This window comes from Gemmata algarum, from assembly GCF_034097035.1.
Lineage (GTDB): Bacteria > Planctomycetota > Planctomycetia > Gemmatales > Gemmataceae > Gemmata > Gemmata algarum.
Genome location: NZ_JAXBLV010000110.1, coordinates 258,404 through 278,444, shown reverse-complemented (window position 1 = coordinate 278,444; position 20,041 = coordinate 258,404). Strand labels below are relative to the sequence as shown.

At 69.6% G+C, this 20,041-nt stretch carries 15 protein-coding genes; 6 read left to right on the top strand and 9 right to left on the bottom strand.

Translation table 11 applies throughout. The features are described from left to right. Positions 1–127: 127 nt before the first annotated feature. The gene (locus R5W23_RS10450; RefSeq protein ID WP_320686277.1) at positions 128–2,275 is read right to left on the bottom strand and encodes a protein kinase domain-containing protein; all 2,148 of its coding nucleotides are present in this window, start codon (positions 2,273–2,275) and stop codon (positions 128–130) included. Positions 2,276–2,481: 206 nt separating this feature from the next. Here R5W23_RS10450 and R5W23_RS10445 point away from each other — a divergent pair, with 206 nt between their 5' ends. Continuing rightward, positions 2,482–3,396: a ThuA domain-containing protein gene (locus R5W23_RS10445; protein WP_261185603.1), complete on the top strand. Its 915-nt coding sequence runs from the start codon at positions 2,482–2,484 to the stop codon at positions 3,394–3,396. A gap of 7 nt (positions 3,397–3,403) precedes the next feature. Here the strand turns inward: R5W23_RS10445 and yidD are convergent, their stop codons facing one another. The 3 genes from yidD to R5W23_RS10430 are packed head-to-tail and all read right to left on the bottom strand — an operon-like array spanning position 3,404 to position 5,131. Continuing rightward, positions 3,404–3,652, bottom strand: coding sequence for a membrane protein insertion efficiency factor YidD (yidD, locus tag R5W23_RS10440; RefSeq protein ID WP_010035954.1), 249 nt, complete (start codon positions 3,650–3,652; stop codon positions 3,404–3,406). Next, the gene (rnpA, locus tag R5W23_RS10435) at positions 3,649–4,140 is read right to left on the bottom strand and encodes a ribonuclease P protein component (RefSeq protein ID WP_320686276.1); all 492 of its coding nucleotides are present in this window, start codon (positions 4,138–4,140) and stop codon (positions 3,649–3,651) included. The genes yidD and rnpA overlap by 4 nt, the downstream gene beginning before the upstream one ends. Positions 4,141–4,198: 58 nt before the next feature. Continuing rightward, positions 4,199–5,131 (bottom strand): J domain-containing protein, encoded by a 933-nt coding sequence (locus R5W23_RS10430; protein ID WP_320686275.1) that lies wholly within the window; start codon positions 5,129–5,131, stop codon positions 4,199–4,201. Positions 5,132–5,380: 249 nt separating this feature from the next. On the opposite strand from R5W23_RS10430, the gene R5W23_RS10425 reads away from it, so the two are divergent. Next, a complete protein-coding gene (locus R5W23_RS10425) occupies positions 5,381–6,322 on the top strand; it encodes a DUF1559 domain-containing protein (protein WP_320686274.1) in 942 nt (313 codons plus the stop codon). Between the two features lie 406 nt (positions 6,323–6,728). Beyond that, entirely contained in the window at positions 6,729–7,610 is an 882-nt protein-coding gene (locus R5W23_RS10420) for a WD40 repeat domain-containing protein (protein ID WP_320686273.1), read from the top strand. Positions 7,611–7,705: 95 nt separating this feature from the next. Here the strand turns inward: R5W23_RS10420 and R5W23_RS10415 are convergent, their stop codons facing one another. The 4 genes from R5W23_RS10415 to R5W23_RS10400 all read right to left on the bottom strand — a co-directional run bounded on the left by R5W23_RS10415 (position 7,706) and on the right by R5W23_RS10400 (position 12,524). Continuing rightward, positions 7,706–8,977, bottom strand: coding sequence for a YkgJ family cysteine cluster protein (locus R5W23_RS10415; protein ID WP_320686272.1), 1,272 nt, complete (start codon positions 8,975–8,977; stop codon positions 7,706–7,708). Between the two features lie 34 nt (positions 8,978–9,011). Next, on the bottom strand, positions 9,012–10,136 hold the full coding sequence (locus R5W23_RS10410; RefSeq protein WP_320686271.1) for a hypothetical protein: 1,125 nt from the start codon (positions 10,134–10,136) through the stop codon (positions 9,012–9,014). Between the two features lie 147 nt (positions 10,137–10,283). Continuing rightward, entirely contained in the window at positions 10,284–11,255 is a 972-nt protein-coding gene (locus tag R5W23_RS10405; protein WP_320686270.1) for an isoaspartyl peptidase/L-asparaginase, read from the bottom strand. An 801-nt stretch (positions 11,256–12,056) separates the two neighbouring features. Then, positions 12,057–12,524 (bottom strand): CBS domain-containing protein, encoded by a 468-nt coding sequence (locus R5W23_RS10400; RefSeq protein ID WP_320686269.1) that lies wholly within the window; start codon positions 12,522–12,524, stop codon positions 12,057–12,059. Positions 12,525–12,752: 228 nt separating this feature from the next. On the opposite strand from R5W23_RS10400, the gene R5W23_RS10395 reads away from it, so the two are divergent. Then, positions 12,753–13,601: a metallophosphoesterase gene (locus tag R5W23_RS10395; RefSeq protein ID WP_261185613.1), complete on the top strand. Its 849-nt coding sequence runs from the start codon at positions 12,753–12,755 to the stop codon at positions 13,599–13,601. A gap of 106 nt (positions 13,602–13,707) precedes the next feature. Here R5W23_RS10395 and R5W23_RS10390 read toward each other — a convergent pair whose 3' ends face one another. Then, a complete protein-coding gene (locus R5W23_RS10390; protein ID WP_320686268.1) occupies positions 13,708–16,026 on the bottom strand; it encodes a sigma-70 family RNA polymerase sigma factor in 2,319 nt (772 codons plus the stop codon). Positions 16,027–16,432: 406 nt separating this feature from the next. Between R5W23_RS10390 and R5W23_RS10385 the strand changes: the two genes are divergently transcribed. Together R5W23_RS10385 and R5W23_RS10380 are read left to right on the top strand one after the other, a co-directional pair. Continuing rightward, positions 16,433–17,896: a hypothetical protein gene (locus R5W23_RS10385; RefSeq protein WP_320686267.1), complete on the top strand. Its 1,464-nt coding sequence runs from the start codon at positions 16,433–16,435 to the stop codon at positions 17,894–17,896. Positions 17,897–17,929: 33 nt separating this feature from the next. Then, positions 17,930–19,999: a YfaP family protein gene (locus R5W23_RS10380; RefSeq protein ID WP_320686266.1), complete on the top strand. Its 2,070-nt coding sequence runs from the start codon at positions 17,930–17,932 to the stop codon at positions 19,997–19,999. Positions 20,000–20,041: the final 42 nt, after the last annotated feature.

Genomic DNA, 20,041 nt, shown 5'->3' with positions numbered 1-20,041 from the left:
TGTCAAAATCTGCTCAGCCATCGCGTATTGGTGCGACCCGCCCTCGCCTCGGCGCCCGCAATGTTACCCGGAGCGGGGTTCATGCCGCCACCATCACTAAGCCCCGACGAGCGCATGCCATCGGGCATCACGACCCAGCGCCGGGGGTGGGCGTTGTGCTGCCGCGGGCGGTGCCGGCGCCGGCCAGCCCGCTCGCGGTGGTGCCGGTGGTGCTCGTTCCGCTCGTCGGCAGCCCGGCCCAGCGCCGCAGCAGTCGCGTCACCGGCGACCGCGATGACGTGTCCATCACCATCATCATTCCGGTCCACATGAGCGTCACCAGCCCCAGCACCGCGACGCCGGCGACCAGCCCCACGAACCCGAGCCGCCACTGCATCTCGCGCACCGGCTGAAGGACCTCGTCGCGTCTCTCCTGCACGAGTACCACCCAGCCGGTGTCCACCTTGTCGGGGCCGACGCGCACCCGGTTCGCGGACGCCAGCCATGTCCCTCGGTACTCCGGCCAGCCTTCGGAAACGGGATCGGTGAACTCCGAGTCGGCGAAGGCCCGCGAATCGTCGCCCGCGCCGAGCGCGTCGCCCCACTTCACAACCGCGTCCGCGTAGTACAGCGGCGGGTTGCTGTTCCCCTGCGTTGTCGCCCAGTAGGGGTGGCGGAGGATCAGCCCGCGGTGCCCGCTCCGGACGTCCGGCCGGGTGTCGATCAGCACCGCGAACCGGTCCGCGCGCTCGGGGGCGGCGTCCGCGAGGTCGAGCGTCATGCCGACCACGCCGATCGGCTTCGAGTCCGGCCCGTCGGCGAAAACCGGGACCGTAAACGCGACCGACCACACGTCCTCGCCGCCTTCGATCTTACGCCGGTACGCGACCGACCGGTGCGGGCGAGCGATGATCCCGGGAACAGGAGTGCCTTCGGGACGCTCGCCCCGGCCGTGGAAATAATCGCGGTAGCCGCGGTACTTGTGTCGGGCGGCGTCGGCCGGGGGCCACGCGGCGCGCTGGAACCCGTTGGCGTCGTCCGCGAACCAGATGGCCGCCTTGTCTCCGGGCGCGAACTGCCGGTCGCCTCGCTCCTTTCGCTCGCCCAGAAGGCGATCAAGGGTGCGGGCCGCTTCGGGGTCGTCTCGCAGCCGCTCGCCCTTCGCGAGCAACTCGCGCACCTGGGCGTTACGGGCCGCGGCGTCGAGTTGCACCCACCGCAACTGGATCTGCGCCGCGAGTTGCCGGGCTTCCGTCTGCGCGGCGAACTTGTTGGCTTCCAGCGCGCGACTCTCGACCCCCTGCGCGGCCGTGTTCACCGTGGTGCGGAACAGGTACTGCCCGAGCAGCCCCATCAACAGAAACAACAGCGCGAACGTCACGCCGGTGACCCACAGAAGCGGCCGGCGCACGCGCTGGATGTTCCACACATCAATGGCGGCTAGCACCGCTTGCGGGTTCGGAAACCGCTTGCTCGGGTTGGGTTCCAGGCAGCGGTCGATGATCGCGGCCAGACCCTTATCGACTCCGGGCACGGCGTAGTGAGCGGACGGCTTCGGGGCCGCGAGGATCAGCTTCCGGTACGCCGCGAGCTGCGAGTCGAGCGTGCCCGTGAGCGTGGCGGTTGCGGCCGGGTCGCCCCGGTGCGGCGGTTCGCCGACCAGCACCCGGTACACGAGCGCGCCGAGGGCGTACACGTCCCACCGGGCATCCGGCACGGCGCTCAGGTCCGCCTGCTCCGGGGCCATGTAAAACAGCGTGCCGAGCGCGGCGGCGGTTTCGTTCGTCCGGCGCGCCTGTCCGAAGTCCGCGAGCTTGGGGCGGTGCTCGTGGTCGAGCAGCACGTTGGCGGGCTTCAGGTCGCAGTGCAGGATGCCCCGGTCGTGCGCGTGAACCAACCCGACGGCGATCTCGCGGAACAGAGCCGCCGCCTCGTGCGCGTGCGGCGTGTGGGTGCGGAGGTGATCCTCGAGCGAACCGTTCTCCAGGTACTCCATCACGTAGTACGGCGGGTCCGCTTCCCACCCGACCTCGAAAAGCTGCACCACGTAGCGGTCGGAGAACAGGTGCCGGAGCTTTTCGACCTCGCGGGCGAGCGCCGACCAGTCGAGCGAGCCCCGGCGGGTGAAGTACTTGATCGCGACCCGGCGACCGCTGTTCCGGTTCAGCGCGGTCCACACCTCCCCGTAAGCCCCGTGGCCCAGGAACGCGAACTGCTCGTACCCCGGCACCTCTAGCGGGGGCCGCGCCCCGCGCAGGCTGAGTTCCCGCGCCGCCTGCTGGTCGGCGTCGGACATCACGGGTGTCAAGCCGGGTTCGCTCAAGGTGAGTACGCTCTGGCTCATGTCAGGAAAAGCGCCGGCGCCGCACAACTTGCGCCGCCTCGCAGAAAGATACGCCGTCACGCGAACGGGGAAAACGTCAGACCGCCGCTCCTGGGGGTAGAAACGGGGCCGCCGGCGCGACACAATCTCTTCGCCTACCTACCCGGAGCAACACGCCGATGTCACTCTCCCGTCGCAAGTTCCTTACTGCCACCGCCGCCACGGCCCTCGTTAGCTCGGGGGGAATCAACCTTCCGTTCGCCAGCGGCGCCGAGAAAAAGAAGAAATTGGTCCTGATCGCGGGTACACCCAGCCACGGCCCCGGCGATCACGAGTTCAACGCCGGCGTCCGGCTACTCAACAAGTGTCTACAGGGCGTTGAAGGTCTGGAAACAGTCGTGTTCCTCAACGGCTACCCGAAGGACGATTCCGCGCTCGACTCCGCCGACGCGATCCTCTGTTATGCAGATGGCGGCGGCAACCACCCGCTCGTTCGTGAGAAGCGCCTGGAGCGGATCGGGAAGCTCATGGCGAAGGGCGTGGGGCTAATGTGCGCCCACTACGGCGTCGAGGTGCCCAAAGATCTTGGCGGGCCGGAGTTTAAGGAATGGATCGGCGGGTACTACGAGAGCCTGTACTCGTGCAACCCGATGTGGGCGCCGGAGTTCAAGGAGTTCCCCAAGCACCCGATCGCGAACGGGGTGAAGCCGTTCACCATCAAGGACGAATGGTACTTCAACATGCGGTTCCGGGACGACATGAAGGGCATCACCCCCATCCTGTCCGCCGCGCCCTCCGACGCGGTGCGCAACGGCCCCTACGTCTCCCCGCGCGGCCCGTACAAGCACATTCAGGAGGCCAAGGGCCGGGCCGAGGCGATGATGTGGGCGCTGGAACGCAAGGACGGCGGCCGGGGGGTGGGGTTCACGGGCGGGCACTTCCACCGCAACTGGAAGGACGACAACTTCCGCAAGGTGGTGCTCAACGCGCTCCTGTGGATCTGCAAACTCGACGTGCCCGCGGACGGCGTGAAGTCGGAAGTCACCGACGCCGAAATCGGCGCCAACTGGGACGAGAAGGGAAGGAAGAAGTGACGCCGGCTCACGGCGGGTCGTACCCGCCTTTGTTCCACGGGTTGCACCGGCAGATGCGCCACGCGCCTTTCGCGCATCCGTAGACCGGCCCGTGCTTCTTCACCGACAGAATGAAGTACTCGCTGCACCCCGGGTGGAACCGGCACATCGGGGGCAGCATCGGCCGAATCACCTTCTGGTACCCGCGCACGCAAAACACCATCAGCCCGCCCAGCACGAGAGCGGGGCCGTGCCACAGCCAGCGGAGTTGGCTCACGGCGCGCCCTCCGGGGCCGCCCCACTCACTTCAGGACGTGGGGGAGCGACGGCCGCAGCGGGCGAGCCCGTTGCGGGGGAAACGTCTCTCCCCGTCTTTTCAGGGCGGGGGCCGGGAGGTGGGCTACTTCTCGGCCCTTCGCTCAGCTTCCGAGCCGCGTACCGCGCCTGCTTCACCAGTGACGCCCGCAGCGCCCCCAGTTCGGGGTACGGCCCCGGGCGCGGGATGAGGATCAGATCGACCCCCTGGGGCAAATCGTGCTGCGACAGCCGGAACGCCTCGCGGAACAGCCGCTTGTAGCGGTTCCGCACCGCCGCGTTGCCGACCTTGCGCGACACCGAGCACCCCAGCCGCGGGTGCGCGAGGCCGTTCTCGCACGCGTACACCACCAGCAGCCCGTCCGCCGCCGACCGCTTGCGCGTGTAGCACCGCTCGAACTCCGCCGGGGTCTTCATGTGGTGCGTTTGCGGGTACTTGAACGACGGCACGACCGGCCCCTCTGCGAACCTTGTTTCCACCCGTCGGCGGCTCACCGAACAGGACGCGTCACACCCACGGGGCGTTCGCGCGCGGGTTCTGCGGGTTCAGTTGCGCGAACGCCGTGATCAGCTCGCGGCTCTTCTCGTCCACCTGACCGGCTGGCACCTCCACCTTGAAAACGAGGTACTGATCCCCGCCCGCAACGCCCTTGCCGCGGAGCCGGAGCTTGCGCCCGCTCGACGTGCCGGGGGGCACGGTCACGGTCACCAGCGCGAGCTTACTGCCGTCGAGCGTCGGAACGTCGACTTTGGCCCCCAGCACCGCCTCCACGAGCGTGAGCGGTACGTCGAGGTACAAGTCGTTGCCCTCGCGCCGGAAGAACGGGTGCGGAGCAATCTTCACCCGCAGGAGCACCTCCTGCCCGCCGGTTGCGTCGGCCGGAACCCGGAGCCGCTTCCCCTCCTCAATGCCCGCCGGCACCTTCACGTCGATGTGCCGCCCGCCGAACTCCAGCCCGACGCTCCCGCCGTTGGCGGCCACGTCGAACGGGATCGTCACGTCGGACTCGATCGGCTCCGCGCGCGGGCGGCTGCGGGAACGGGTCTTGCGCCGCCCGCCGCCGAACAGGTCGCTCAGGTCCGGGCCGCCCGCACCGCCGCCGAACATGTCGAAGAGGCGCTGCGCGGCCTCGGGGTCCATCTGCCCCCCGCCGCCCGGAAACCCACCGCCCGGAAAGCCGCCACCGGGGAACCCGCCGCCCGCGCCCGGGAAGCCGGACTGCGTGCCGGCGAACCCGAACTGGTCGTATTGCGCTTTCTTGTCCGGATCGCCCAGGATGTCGTGGGCGGTCTGAACCTCCTTGTAGTTCGCGTCGGCCTGCTTGTCGCCCGGGTTGCGGTCCGGGTGGTACTTCTTCGACAGCTTCCGGTGCGCCTTGTTGATCTCCTCCGGGGTGGCGGACTTGGAGACGCCGAGCACTTCGTAGGGGTCGCGGGGCATGGTCGTGTTCGGTTCCGGGGCCAAAAGGGGACGCGCGTTATTGTAGTGGCGCCGGCGGCGCCTTCACGACGTTAGAGGCGCCGGCCCCGGCCGGCGATTCCCAGCGCCGGTTCGTCCGAAGGGGAAAACTGACGCCTGACCTGTTGACAAGAACGCTGGCACTGCGATACTCTCATCACTCGTTCACCTCTCCGTCCGTGTCACTCGCAGCCACGGCCCTTTTCCTACCGCTCGCATTGGGAGAATCTCGTGTCGCTCCCGTTCCATTCCGGACGCGGTCACACCCCGCGTGGTTTTACGCTGATCGAGCTGTTGGTGGTGATCGCGATCATCGCGATCCTGATCGGGCTGCTGCTGCCCGCCGTTCAGAAGGTGCGCGAGGCCGCCGCCCGCATGAGGTGCTCCAACAACGTGAAACAGTTGATCCTGGGGATGCACAACTATGCGTCCGCGGTCGGGAACTACCCGCCGGCCATCAAGAACGACGCCAAGGCCGTCGGCGACGTGTTCCCGGGGTGGGGGTGGGGGACACTGGTCCTGCCGTACGTCGAACAGGACAACCTGTACCGCCAGCTCAACCCGGACGCGGTGCCGTTCGGCCCCCAGGTCGGCTACGGGTCGATCACCCCGACCCCGCTGACCCAGACCCGGCTGAGCGTGTTCCGGTGCCCGTCCGACCCGGCCCCGGACCAGAACCCGTTCCGGCTCGAAGAGGCCGACCGGCAGCTCGGCCTGTCGAACTACCGGGCGGTGTGCGGCACCGACAGCAGCGGGTTCTTTTACGCCAACGAGGACCGCAACGGCATCATGTGGCAGAACAGCAAGGTGACGTTCACCGACGTGACCGACGGGACCAGCAACACGGTGGTGATCGGCGAGTGCTTCTTCGAGCAGGATAAGACCAAGCGGAAGTGGGCGGCGATCTGGGCCGGGCACACCGGGTACTATTGCAGCCCGGACCCGGCCGTCGGGTGCGGGGTGCGGATCAGCGACAACATGTGGCACCTGGACGACTCGTCGGCCCAGATCAACGGGACCGCGCCGCAGTCGTTCGGCAGCCGGCACCACGGCGGGGCCTATTTCGGGTTCGCGGACGGGTCGGTGCGGTTCTTCCGCAACAGCGCCGATGCGGCCACGATCAAATGGCTCGGGTGCCGCAACGACGGGAGGGTGATCAACTATGACTTCTAACCGCGCCTCGGTGCGGGCGGGCGCCCTCCTGCTGTACGCCGCGCTGGCCTGCGGCTGTGGGGGGGAACAACCGCCCCCACCGTCGCCACCACCCGCGCAGGGACAGCAAGCTGTACAACCACGGGTCCAGCCGAAAACGCCGAAGAACGTCCCACCCGGCGGAAACAAGATGGAGTGACCGCGGCCGCGACCGCAGGGCCGGCAACCTCCGCACCCGCTCCCGCCGACAAGTCGGCGGGAGCAGCGCGATTTCTCCCGCCCTTCCCAACAACAATCGGATCGCCCGGTCCCCTTGCATTTCGACCGAGACGTCCGGCCTCACATCTGCCTTTCTCCGCGGGCGACACGAGCGGCCCCGTGGTAGCATGGGAGCTGGTCGGCAAGTCGCGAGTTCAGGGCGGGCTCCATGCGCGTGATCGAAACGGGGTTGGGCGCGGTACGCGCGACCGCGGTGTCTCCGGACGGGCGGCGCCTGGCCGTGTCCGGGGAACACGGGCTCGCCCTGTTCGAGTGGGCAACGGGTGAGCGGGTATCGGGCGTACCAGGTACCGCCAGCACCGGACAGGTGGTGTTTGGACCGACTGGCACCTGGGTTGCCCACGTTGCTAGCGCGCAACTGTTGCACCTGTACGGCGACGACTCGTCGCCTGCCCTGCTTGGAGACGGGTCGGAGAAGTTCGCGGGCGGCGTCGCGATATCTCCGGACGGTCGGCTGCTGGCCGCGACCACCGACGGCCGCCCCAACCGTGCGCGGCTCGTGCTGTGGTCCCTGCCCACGTTGAAGCCCGCGCCCGGGTTCGAATTCTGGCCCCCGCTCCACCGGCTCGCGTTCAGCCCGAACGGGCAGTTCCTGGCGGGCGTCTGGCGGCAGGGGTTCGAGCTGCGGTTCGCGGTGTCCGGGGGCATCGACTACAGCTACCCCTCGACCCGCCCGTTGCGAAGCGGGGGCGCCCCCAACTTCGTTTCGTTCGACCGCGCCAGCCGGACATGTACGTTCGGCTGGGACGATCAGTTCCATGTGATCGACATCGCGACCGGCACGAGCAAGCGCGGCCCCACGGTCCGCGACACGTTCCGGGACGCGGCGTTCAGCCCTGGCGCGGACCTGTTCGCGACCGTTGGTGATAACGGCCGGCTGAAGTTCTGGTCCCCTGCGACCTGGACGGTGGTCCGTGAGTACGACTGGAACTGCGGCCCGTTGACGTGCCTCGCCTTCACCGCCGACGGCTCTGCCGGTGTGTGCGGCACCGCCGACGGCCGGCTGGTGCAGTTCGACGTTGACCAGTGAATCGAATGCGGGACACCGTAAGCGAGCCGTTTCTTTGCCCGCTTTTGTTTTTTGCCTTCAACACCGCGTTCCGAACTCCGGGTTCCGCATTCGATTCAGCGCCCGTACCACGCGACCAATTTCGGCAGATCGCCGCGGGCGGCGATCAACCGGAGCGCGAATTTTTGCCGGGCCGACCCGAACAGCGGGTTGAACCCGAAGTTGTCGTCCACCATTCGCACCGCTTGTGTGACGGCCGCGCCCGGCTCCGTTCCGCCCGCGACCAGCACCCGGGCGAGCCACATCGCCGCCGGGAACGTCAGCGCGAGCGACTCGATCCCGTCCCACACCGAGAGGCCGAAGTTCGGCGCGCCGCAGAACTGGAGCGATTCCACCTTGAGGCGGTGCCAGCGGGTCAGGAGCGCGACCGCGTCCGCGCCGAGCGCGCCCAGGGGGCGCTCACCCGCGGCGAACGTGGCGCCGTCGGTGAGGACCGCGTGGACCTTCGGAACCCGCCCCCGCCCGGTCGCGAACCGCACCGCCGAGGCGAACCGCCGCACCGGGCCGCGCTGCGCCTCGCCCTTCTCGGCGCCGTGGTCCTTGCGCGCGAAGAGCGCCACCAACTGCCGGAACACGGTGCGGCCCACCCACCCCGGCCGCGCCACTTCGCCCGGCTCCGCCGGCTCCTCCTCTTCGGCCGCCGTCCCGAGCACGTGGAGTAGCTCGCTGAGCCGCCCGCCGACCACCGCTTTTTTCGGGTCGCCCCCGCCGTCGAATTTGGCCTTGCGCAGCATCGACACGACGAACAGCAGCTTGCGCCAGCGCCGCTCGAACGGGTCCGCCCCGTTCGCGAGCAGTTTCGAGAACGCGGTCGCGATCCGGCCCACGTCGCCCCAGCCCACCGACTGGTTCCCGTACAGCGGCGGGGGCGACCCGTCGAGCGAGCCTTTGACCGCGGTCGATTCGAAGAAGTCGGCGTACTGGCGGGCGTCGCCGGCCTGCGCGCTCAGCGGCCGGCCCTTGTTTTCGGCGGCCGAGGGGCAGGCGAGCCGCAGCCCGAAGTTCCAGTGGTCGCCGGCGGGCACGAGCAGGAACGGGTAGATGCGGCACGCGAGCGGCTTGGCGGCGGAGCCGAACTGCCCGTGGATGCGGCACAGCTTGTCGGCCCCCAGGAACACGCACCCGCCGTCGGCGCGGTGGTTCAGGTAGAACTCGCCGTTCCGCTTCACGAAGTACGGTACGCCCTGGAACTCGGGCAACCGCTCCCAGCCCTGCGCCTCGATCCGGCGCCGCTCCTCGGCGGTCACGGGCACCGCGTAGGAGCGGCAGCAGTCGCCGCACGAGTGGCAGTCCCAGTTCTGGAGCACGGGCAGCGCGCGAACTTGCATTGAGAGGCGGTTCCGTTCGGGTGTAACGGTCGAATCACCGCCGGCCCTTCTTCTGCGGGCCGGGGTTGGGGCCGGGGGCGCGTTCGAACGAGTCGAGGAAGAACTCCGACAGCTTCTCACCGGGCGCCAGATCCGGCCCTTCGACCGACAGGTAGTAAACGCGCCCCTGGACCACGTAGACCCGCACGATGCGCACCGTCTCGCTGTCGGGCAGCCTCAGCTCCCACTCGCGGCCGGGGAGGTTGTCGCGCGTGCTCTTCGCCTCGTCGCGCACGATCCGCCCCTTCGTACTGTCGGCCAAGTGGCGGCCGAAGCTCGCGAACCAGGCGCCGTCGGGGGCCAACGCTTGCGGCTGCGGGGCGTTGCTCACCGCGAACCGGTAGCGGTAGGTCTTCGGGCCGTTGTTCGTGTACGTCTCCCGGTCGACGCCCCGCCCGGGCTTCCACTCGATGCCCGCGACCGTGGCCACCTGGACCTCGGTCGGCGCGCCGGGCATCTTGACGTAGTACTCGCCGTTCGGTTCGGCCGTAATGGGGAACCACACCGCCGGCAGCGCGAACATCGTTTGCAGCCGCGCCACCAGGGCCGGCTTCAGGAAGTACAGCCCGGCCGCGGACAGGTACGCGAGGCCGACCAGTATCAGCACGCCCTTGAGTCGCGTGGTGCCGGTCCAGTCGATGGTGTACACGATGCCCAGGCACAGGGCCGCCGCCGCGACCGCCAGCGCCGCGGGCACCGCGATCGACACCGCCGCCTCGAACCCGGTGACCGTCGGCCCGAGCAGCCACAGGAGCGGGATGGCGAACGGCATCAGCGCGAACCCGACCATCACCGACAGCGGCAGCCCGACCGTCGCGTGCTTGGTGACCGGGTCGTGCTCGTGGTCCGGGGCCTGGCGCGCCTGCGGCGCGACCGGCGAGCCGTTGAGCCGCTCGCGGGGCGGCGCGATGGGGATCGCGGCGGTGGCGCGGGGCGCGGCCCGGTTCGCCCGCGCCGATTTCCGCGCCGGCGCGGGCGGTGGCGCGGAAATCGGCGCCGGCGCCTCCTCGGCCGCAACAAACGGCAGATGGCACCGCGGGCACCCGACCATCTGGCCGAGCGCGCCGGCGTCCACCCGCGACGCACCCCCGCACCCCGGGCACCGCACCACCAACGACATCCCCGTTCCCCTTCCCGCCGTCGGACGCGACGGATGAATTCTACCAGAGCGGCTGCGGCTTTGAGCACGCAGCGCGCGGATTACCGGTTTCGGGCCGCGCCCGGAGCGAAGGCCCCGGCCGGCCGCCGGTCGCAACGTGTGACCGCGCTACGCGGCCGGCCCGATCTCTTTGGCCGTGAGCAGTTCCACCTTGTCGCCGCGGCCGACGGCGTACTTGAACGCCGCCTTTTCGGTGCAGGCCGCGCCGACGTTCCCCTTCGGGTCGAGGGCGAGGAACGCCACGCGCGCCGGGTGAACGCCGCGCCGGCCCGCGGCGGCGTTCGCCCGCTTGCAGGCCAGCTCGCACGCCTCCTGGGGCGTCTTGCCGGCGCGGAGCAGCTCGGCGATGAACAGGCTGCCGCCGATGCGGATGATTTCTTCGCCCACGCCCGTCGCGCCCGCGGCGCCGGCGAGGTCGTCGACGTACAGCCCGGCGCCAATGATCGGCGAATCGCCCACCCGGCCCGGGAGCTTGTACCCCAGCCCGCTCGTCGTGCAGACCCCGCCGAGGTGCCCCTTCTTGTCCAGCGACAGCACCGTCACGGTGTCGTGGTCGAACTCGGAACCCGGCGCGGGAGCGGGTTGGGAGCCCCATTGGAGGGTGATGTCGGAGGCCCCGTCGCGCCGCGCGGGCGCGTGGCCCGCGGGGGCGTCTTTCTTCTTGTCGGGGTGCGCGTCGAGGAACTCTTTGATGCTCTCGGCGGTGTACGGCATCTCCAGCGGGAACCCCTGCTGGAGCGCGAACCACTTCGCGCCCTCGCCCACCAGCATGACGTGCGGGGTCTTCTCCATGACGCGCCGGGCCAGCGCCGCGGGGTGCCGGATGTGCTCGACGCACGCCACCGCCCCGCACGCGAGGGTGCGGCCGTCCATCACGCAGGCGTCGAGCGTGAGCCGCCCGAGCCGGTCCGGGATGCTCCCGAACCCGACCGAGTTGCGGATGGCGGTGTCGTCCTCGACCGCCTGCGCCCCGGCGAGCGCCGCATCGAGAGCGGGGGCGCCCTTCGCCAGTTCCTTCATTGCGGCTTCGACGGCGGTCTTACCGAACGGCCAGGTCGCAATCGTGATCGGTTCAGCCATGAGCAGTTCCAGGTTCCGGTGTGCGGGTTCCGTGTCGGAGAGCGCTTCAGTGTGAGCCCCGGAGCACGCGGACGCAAGACGGCATACGGCGCCACCGATGTTTCGGGCGGCATTTTCGCTTGCGCTCTCGAACCCGGATCAGAGCCGGTACGGTCCGGGGTTAACTCCCCGTGAACCGCCGCTATGGTGCCACGGAATCGTCCCGCCACACACGAACAACACCCGCATGCCATCTGGTAAATAGGAGCCGCGCACGCGCGGGAAAAGAACGCGCGCCAGTAACAACTCAAAACCAACCGTCTCGTAAACACCGAGGGTACCATGCGTCGCTGGCACACAAGGTCGTCCAGACAGAACGGTCGGCGAAACAAACACACCACGAGCCGAGCAGGGGGCTCGTCACCCCGTTCTTCCACGGGCTACTGTAACGGGGGTTACAGTGCCGCACCGGTCACGCCGCTGGGCCACGAGCTGGGCATCCGCTACCAAACGGCTGCCCGCTTGCTGGCGATTCGCTGGGTGGCTACTTCCCACGAATTCCACGCCTCATCTCAGTACGCCACTCCAGATGTGAACAACGCGCGGCACGAATCGCCCTGGACGATCGCGACGCAACGTTCATCTGGATTGGCATTTACACTCGCTGCCGCTCACGCAAACAGCAAAAACCGTCGATCGACCGCGGAGCGCCGGGCCGTACCCGGCCCACCTCTCGAAGCCAACTCGGCGGCAAACGTGCAACCGCCGAGTCCGCAACGGCAAATGTGCTCGGTTGATCGCACGTGTGCCGGGGTCCTTGGGTCACGCGCCTTCGGTGGTTTCGGGATAGCGGTCCGGTTCGGGCGGCAAGTTGAACACCAGTGCCGGGAAGTGCTCGACCAGGTAGTGAACGACCCGGCGCGCCGACAGCACACCCACCGGCCGGCCGGCCTCGTCCACCACGGGCAAGTGCCGGTACCCGCCCCGTTGCATCCGCTTGATCACGGTCCGCACCGAGTCCTTCGGCGCCACCGTTACCGGCGCGGCGGTCATGAACAGCCGGATGGGGGCGGCGAGCGGCTTCTGGGGCGCGAGGACGCGCGTGAGCAGGTCGCGTTCGGTAAAGATGCCGACCACCCGGCCCCGCTCGGTAATGAGCAGGCAGCCGACGTTGCCGGCGCGCATCTCCTCGACGGCGCGGGCGACGGTGTCGTCCGCATCGACCCAGCGGGGCGGCGCCGGGTCGAGCCGGGCCACGCTATCCACCTTGAGGTTGCGGGACAGCTCCATCAGGTACGGACCACTCGTGAACGCGGGCGGGGTGCGGGGTCGTGCGCCTGGCGCCCGGAGGGACGAACAGCAGTTCCCGCACGGGGGAGAGTGTTGAGGGGAAATTCGCTCACCGCTATTGTCCGAACGCACAGCAGTTGGACAAGGCCGGCGGCACGCGCGGCGGTCGGGCGGTGCCGGCTCGCGCGTGATACAATATCAGAACACCACGCCCGCCGAGGACCGCCCGTGCCCGCCCCCGATCGCATGCTGACGCACTTGCGCCAGGCCCTCGCGCTGGTCCGCGCGACCCCGGGGCGCCGCGGACACACCGTGAGCCTGGAGAACTGCACCGAGGTGCTGGTGGCCGGCGACCTGCACGGGCACGTCGGGCACTTCCAGGCGCTGCTCAAGCTCGCCGACCTCGCCAACCACCCGGCCCGGCACTTCGTGCTTCAGGAGGTGATTCACGGGAAGTTCCGCTACCCGAAGGGCGGGGACAAGTCGCACCAGCTCGTCGATCTGTTCTGCGCGCTGAAGGGGCAGTTCCCCAAACAGGTCCACTACCTGCCCGGAAACCACGAGCTGGCGCAGTGGACGAACCGGCCCGTGATGAAGGCCGACGAGAACCAGAACCGGCGGTTCGAGGAGGGGGTGACCGAGGCCTACGGCCCGGCGTTCGGCCCGCAGATCTACGCGGCGTACCTGGACCTGTTCCGGGCGCTGCCGGTCGCACTCCGCACCCCCAACGGGGTGCTGGTCGCGCACAGCCTCCCGGCGGCGCGGTTCCTCCCGGCGTTCGACCCGGCGCGGCTGGAACGCGAAGGCTACCAGGACGAAGACCTGCAAGCCGGCGGTACGGTCCACAGCCTGCTGTGGGGCCGCGACACCAGCGCCGAGGCGGTGACCAACTTCCTTCGCAAAATGGGGTGCGACCTGCTGGTGAGCGGGCACATCGCCAGCGACGCCGGGTTCCTGGTGCCCAACGACCGCCAGGTGATCGTCGACTGCGCCGAGTCGCCCGCGGGGTTCGTGCTGTTCCCGGCCGATCGCGCTCTGACACACGCCGAACTGGTCGCGTGCGTGAAAACGCTGTGAGCGTGCGGACGCTCTTCGCGGGTTGAGAAGTGACTGCGAATTGAGCGCGCGGCAGGGGATAACGACAGGGCCAGCGCCGGAGCGCTGGCCCCCGTGGCAACAACCGTTACGGCTTGGCCGGCTTCGGTGTGGCCGACGGAACCACCTTGAGTTCCAGTACGTCCTTGCTCCGGGCCTCGGTCCCGGCGAGCGCCCGGGCAATCGCGACCCACGCGGTTTTGCGGTCCGCGGCAACACCGATGGCCACCTTGGTCAGCTTCTTCTCTGCGTCGGTCGGGAGCCGGCTCTGGGTCGCCAGTGTGACCGCCTCGAGGAGCGCGTCGTCCGACTTTTGAGCTGCGATCAGCTCTCCGACCAGCTTTTCGAGCTTGTCGGACTGGAGTTGAGAAGTGACGACCACTTTCGTGCCCTGAACCGTGACCGGCGGCGCGGGCGGGGCCGGCGGCTTCGGCGGCGCGGGCACACCGGTGACCGTACTGGTCGGCGGCTTCGGCGGCGCGGGCGGCTTCGGGGCGCCCGGCGGGAGCGGCACGACGAACGGCTGCACCACGCGATCGGGCGAGAGCGGCACGACGAACGGCTGCACCTTGAGATCGAGGGTAGACTTGCCCTCCACGACATTGGGCGTCACGAAGTAGAAGAAGTCGGCCTCTTTCGCCACACCCGGGGCGCCGGGCGCGAGCATCTTCTTCTTCCACTCGTCGCCGAGCTTCTTCGCGACGGCCGGCTCTTTCAGCAGCGTATCGAGGAGCTTCTCGCGCTTCTTCGGGTCCTTGTCCTCGGTGAAGTACTTCAGCTCCAGCGCGGTCGGGGCGGTCCCGCGGGCGTCGGTCAGAACGCGCTTGAGGAACTCCGCGTCGGAGGACCCCAGCGCGACGTTCACGACCGCTCGGTACTTGACGGTCGGGGTGGGTTGCGGCTTCTTATCGTCCGGGACCGTGTCCCACACCGTAAGCCCATATTCGCCGTGGTACTCGAACACCGACCCGGACTTCGCGGCGTCGGCCTGGACCCGCCGCAGGACGACCGTTTTCTTGGTTGCGTCGGCCGGGGGCTGGGTCTTGGCAGCACCGGGTTCGCTGCTCTTGACATCGTAGACGACCCCTTGAGCCGTCTTGGTGACGGTCACATCGGTGGTGATCTCCTCGACCCGGGCGTCGGTTACGGCCGCCGGATCGGACGAGACGAGTTCGATCGCGTCGGTGGGTTTCGCAATGGCGATCGGATCGATCAGCACGAGAGACCGGCCGTCGGCGGAGAACTTCGCGCGGGCCACCCGCACCCGCTCGACCGGCACGCCGAGTTTCTTCGCGGCGGCGGCCCGCCGGTCCTCGTCGTCGGTGATCCACTCGATCACCTTGGCCCGCTTCTCGGCGTCCGTGTCGGACACGAAGAACCAGGTTTCGACGGGCGTCGGGACCGTGCCCCGCACGTCGAGGCTGAGCCGGCGCAGGAACAAGGCGTCGTCCGGCGCGGGCTCCGCTTGCGCCCGCTCCTTGGGCCGGGTGGTGCCGGCGTGCCCGTCCGGGGCCGGTGTGGCCACCGTCACCGTGACCGGAACCGGTTCCTCGCCGGCCGCCGCGGGGGCGAGCCCCACGCCGAGCCCGGTCGTGAGCACCAGCGCGACGGCGGCGACCACCGTGACCGCCTTGAGTTTGGCGAGCATCATCATTTGCATCACCCCTTCAGATAGTTGAACGGCTTGCGCGGACACAGCCGCCCCGACGGCCCCGCCCGCGGCCACCGCCTCGGCCGCCCGGGCGACGCCCGCGGCCAGCGCGTGCGGTACCGCGGACGCGCTGGCGTGCGTGACGAGCAGCCCGGCGAGCGCGCCGCCGGACAGCGTGACGCCTCGGCGGGTGAGCCGGGCCGCGAGCGAGCGGCGGGCCGCCGCCAGGCGCGTCGCGAGCGTCGCCGGTGGCACCCCGAGCTGCCGGGCCACCTCGCGCTGGGGGCGCCCCTCCAGGTCGCACAGCACCACCGCGATCCGGAGCTTTTCCGGCAACCGGGCGAGTTCCTCGTCGATGACGAATTGAACGTCGCCCCACGCGGGCGCGGCGGGCGGTGCGGGCGGTTCGGGCATGACTTCTACCTGCTTCTCGCGGGACCGGCGGCGAGCCAGAACCATTCGGGCCTTGAGCGCCGTGCGGTACGCGATCCCGTACAGGTACGCGCCGACCCGCTCCCGGGGCCGCACGCCGGCGGCGCGCCGGGCGAGCACCAGGAACACCGCCTGGAACGCGTCGTCCGCGGTGGCGTGATCGGGGATCAGCCGCCGGCACACCCCGAGCACCATCGGCCCGTGCCGGCGCACCAGCTCCGCGAACGCGTCCCCGCTGGCCGACGCGACGAACGCGGTGAGCAACTCGCCGTCGGTGCGCGCGGCCGTCTGGCGGCCCAGTACGACCCGCCGGAGGGTCGGCATCAAGCAATCGGCGTGTCTGGTCGGCATGGGAAACCTGTCGGGGAAGTTCGGGGTTCCGCGTCCCAAGTTAAGAACGGGGCGTCGTGCCTTCGCTCGAACTCGGACCGTGGAACCCGGAACGCTTCCTGTGTCCGCTACCGTGTCTTGCCCGCGACCGCGGGCGCGCTCGGAAAAATTTTCCGGCGCCGAAGGATTGGGTGCATCTTAGCCGGGGTAACATAGACCTTTCGGTTCCGGCGTCCGATCACGTTGCGCCTCGTAAACGCCCTTTGCGCGCGAGCCGGTGAGCGGCGGTTAAGAACCCGGAGAACCCGGCACCGGTCGCGGTTATACTGATCCGACAGCCGGGCGCGACAGGCCCGGCGCCGGGCCGACATGCATCCGATGCACCTGCGGGCGGGGCGTCATGAACGCGGTGAAAAGCGGCGCACTTTTGCTCGCCCTGGCGGCCCCGTTCGCGCTCTACGCAGCTTGGCAGGTCCACAGCGCCACGCGGCTCGATGCCCTCGGCGTGGCTCCGCCCCCGAGTCCGGAACCGCCCCGGAACCAAACGGCGGCGGCCGCCGCGAGGGCTACGACCGCCGCCGCCGAGGCCCGCAAGGCGATCGGGGTGACGTGGCGGTACCGCGCCCCCGACTCGGCCGACCGGTCCGCGGACCCGGATGCGGACGCGACCATGAAGGCCGCAGGGGCGCGAGCCGCGGACCTCACGGACCTCGACACGTTTCTATCCGGAATCGAGAAGCCGGCGTTCGTCGGCAAGTTGAAGGACAAATACGCAACCTGGGCGGTGGATCAGGCCGCCGCTCGGCGGGGCGAAGGCGCCGTGCAGGCGTGGCTCGTGAAGCCGCCACCGGTCGAGTCCGCTGCGGACGCGGACCGGGCGGTAGCGGAAGCCACGAAACTGATCGACGACTACACAAACGGGTCACGGTTCGCGAACAAGTCCCAAGCGACGGTGTGGCGACTCGAGGCCCGGCTGAAGGTAGTGGACCGACTCGCCGTGCTGGCGGACCGCGAGTCCGCCAGCGCAATCAAGGCAAAGCTGCCGTTGGACCGGGACACCAATGTGGGTACAGCCGCACGGGACGCGCTCCACGCGTTCAACAAGCACCTGATCGAACTCGGCAACGAGTTACGCCGGGCGGACGGGGACAAAGTGGCGGTGCCCCCCGAGTTCCGAAAGGGCATCGAAGGACGAGGCGCCGGAGCCGACGAGTACACGGCTCGCGAGGAACTGCTCGCGCTGTTCGCGCAGGAGGGCCTGTTCGACAACCCGACCGGCGCCGAACAATGGCTGAACAAGGTTCACGAGCAGTACGCGCGGACGAAGAGCGCCACAACCCACAAACTGATCCGCGACAAGGTCCAGGAGTTCGCCGACACGTTCATTCCGCCGGTCGCCCGGCTCGACAACAAAGTGCTCGTGAATGGGGCCGAGACGCCGCGCAAAGAGGTTGTCATTAAGTACGAGGTGGGCAACGGCGAGTACAAGCAGGCCCCGCTGTCGGACGAGGTCTCCGGCCTGACCGAGCTCAACTTCACGAAGCGCCACCCGGGCGACAACACGCGTGTCAGGACGCAGGGGGCCGAGGAGGTGCCCGGAGCGCTCAAGCCCACCCCCGTGAGCCAGGCCGCCGTGGGGTACAACGCCGCACGCGAACGGGTGTCACAACGGGCGGCCCCACGGTGGACGGCAGAATCGGTCGCGGCTCTAAAAAAGGCGTGCGAACCGCAAATGGAGTTGGTAGACCAGTTGAGAACGCCCGAGCAAAAGGGGGCCGACAAGGTTCCCCGGATCGCGACCCGGGTGCTCGGGCTGTCGGCGGGCGTGGCCGCGCATCAAGAGCTGTTCGAGTCGGCCCCGTAGCGGCGGCGGACCCATTTCCCGACTGGGACGGACATGAGCCTGCTGGCGACCTGGAAGAAAGTGCTGCTGTTCGGCGCGTTCGGGGCGGTCGGTGCTCTGGCCGGCTGGCTCGTCGGCGAGCCGCTGCTGGCCGCGAGCGGGTACGCGGCGAAATCGGCCGGCGCCGGAGCCGGGGCCACGCTCGTCACCAAACCCACGGCCCCGTCGGGCAGCCCGCCGCCACTGCCCGATGACTTCCGGCGCCGGGTCGAGCAGGCGGGCGGAAGCACCGGGGACGTTCAGATCACCCTTATCTGGGACGACGCGAACGACCTCGACCTGCACTGCGTCGACCCGACCGGGTACGAAATTTGGTACAAACAGAAAGCGTCCCCGACCCGTGGTCGCCTGGATGTGGACCGCAACGCCGGGTGTCAGTCCATCGACCCGCAGCCGGTGGAGAACATCTTCTGGCCGAAGGACGGCGCCCCGCAAGGGGATTACACCATCTACGTCAACTTCTTCCAGCGCTGCACGGGCGGGCCGGACCGGAGCGACTACCGCGTCAACATCCTGGCCAACGGCGAGCGGAAAGAGATCAAGAACAGCCTCACGAAGCTCCCGGGCGGCGGGCCGGGGCCGAAACAGGTGGTCCACCGGTTCAAAGTTGAGCCGCGCCTGGAGTTGTACACCCCGAACGACTTCGACCTCGCCCCAGGACAAGTGGTCAAGGTGCCTGTGACGGTTCGGCGCGCGTACCACGCCGGGCCGGTGGACGTGCGACTCGAGAACTTGCCGGACGGGGTCACCGCCGGCCGGCTCACGATCCCGGAAGGAAAGGACGACGGCGAACTCGAACTCGTTGCGAGCGACGCCGCGAGAGAGGGGGCACGAGCGATCCAGTTCGTCGCCACGGGCGGCTCGCTGACCAGCACCCGAAGCGTGAAGCTGACCGTTCCGAAGGCGTCCGGGGAGCTGTCGGTGTGGGGGATCGCGTCGACCGGCCTCTGGACCGCGCTCGTGGCGACGGGGCTGTGCCTCGCCCTCCTCGTCGGGCAGAACCGGTACCTCGGGAAGAAACCGTTCGCGCCGGGGCGCGTGCCGCTCGCCCTGGTGGTCGCCGGAGCCGGAACCGCTGGATTCGTGTCGGGGGGCGTCGGGCAAGTGCTTTACACTCTCCTACTCGGCATCGGGATCGCAAAGCTCGGGTTCGTCGTCGGGTGGGTGCTGCTCGGCGGTCTGCTCGGGCGCGGGGTCAGCCTTTTCATTCCCAACCTCGACGGCAACAAGGCGACCGGCGCGGGCCTCAGCGGCGGGCTGCTCGGCGCGGTCGCGTTCCTGATGGCGTCCGGGGCCGGCGACTGGGCGGGGCGCTTCGGCGGGGCGGCGTTGCTCGGGTTCTGCATCGGGTTGATGGTTGCGGTCGTTGAGGCCGCGTTCCGGAGCGCGTGGCTGGAGGTGCGGTTCAGCGAGCGCGAAGCGATCACCGTCAACCTTGGCGCGGAGCCGGTGAAGGTCGGCGGCGACGCGCGGGCCTGTACCGTCTGGGCACGGGGGGCGGCCGACGTCGCCCTCCGGTACTGGATTCGTGACGGGAAAGTGTTCTGCGAGGACGTGCCCGCGCGCCGCGAGGCGCCCGTGAGCGCCGGTGACACCCGCCTTGCCGGCGCCGTAACCGTCGTCGTGCGCACCGGCGCCGGCGCGGTGACCACGCCCGCCCCCGCGCCGGCGCCGGTTCCTGTTCCCCCACCGATCGCACCGTCTCCCGCGCCCCCGCCTCCTGCGCCCCCTGCCGCCGACGACTACGACGACGGGTTGCCGATGCCGCTGGTGCCGCCGGCGCCGGCGCGCCGCCCGGTCGCTTCGATCCTCGACCTGGACGACCCGCGGCCGGCCCCACCGAAGCCCGTGGCGCCGCCGGCCCCGGCGGCGAAAGCGGTCGGGCCGGCCGCGGGTCCGAAGCCGCCGGTGCCGCCCCCGCCGCGCCCGCCCGTTCCGACCGCCGCAAAGCCGCCGGCGATCGTCGCCAAGGACGGCGGCGCGGACGCGTGCCCGACCTGCCGGCGCAAGATCCCCGGCGCCCCGGGCGCCCGGTACTGCATGGTGTGCGACAAGACCTTTTGAAACGCTGCCCCGAAGCCGACCTCTGCCACAGATAAGGAGCCC

Bases quoted from the DNA above. Each gene is read 5' to 3' on its own strand.
- R5W23_RS10415 (WP_320686272.1), bottom strand. From the start codon at position 8,977: ATGCAAGTTCGCGCGCTGCCCGTGCTCCAGAACTGGGACTGCCACTCG.
- R5W23_RS10430 (WP_320686275.1), bottom strand. From the start codon at position 5,131: ATGCCCCGCGACCCCTACGAAGTGCTCGGCGTCTCCAAGTCCGCCACC.
- R5W23_RS10420 (WP_320686273.1), top strand. From the start codon at position 6,729: ATGCGCGTGATCGAAACGGGGTTGGGCGCGGTACGCGCGACCGCGGTG.
- R5W23_RS10450 (WP_320686277.1), bottom strand. From the start codon at position 2,275: ATGTCCGACGCCGACCAGCAGGCGGCGCGGGAACTCAGCCTGCGCGGG.
- R5W23_RS10380 (WP_320686266.1), top strand. From the start codon at position 17,930: ATGAGCCTGCTGGCGACCTGGAAGAAAGTGCTGCTGTTCGGCGCGTTC.
- R5W23_RS10410 (WP_320686271.1), bottom strand. From the start codon at position 10,136: ATGTCGTTGGTGGTGCGGTGCCCGGGGTGCGGGGGTGCGTCGCGGGTG.
- R5W23_RS10445 (WP_261185603.1), top strand. From the start codon at position 2,482: ATGTCACTCTCCCGTCGCAAGTTCCTTACTGCCACCGCCGCCACGGCC.
- R5W23_RS10385 (WP_320686267.1), top strand. From the start codon at position 16,433: ATGAACGCGGTGAAAAGCGGCGCACTTTTGCTCGCCCTGGCGGCCCCG.
- R5W23_RS10405 (WP_320686270.1), bottom strand. From the start codon at position 11,255: ATGGCTGAACCGATCACGATTGCGACCTGGCCGTTCGGTAAGACCGCC.
- R5W23_RS10390 (WP_320686268.1), bottom strand. From the start codon at position 16,026: ATGCCGACCCTCCGGCGGGTCGTACTGGGCCGCCAGACGGCCGCGCGC.
- R5W23_RS10400 (WP_320686269.1), bottom strand. From the start codon at position 12,524: ATGGAGCTGTCCCGCAACCTCAAGGTGGATAGCGTGGCCCGGCTCGAC.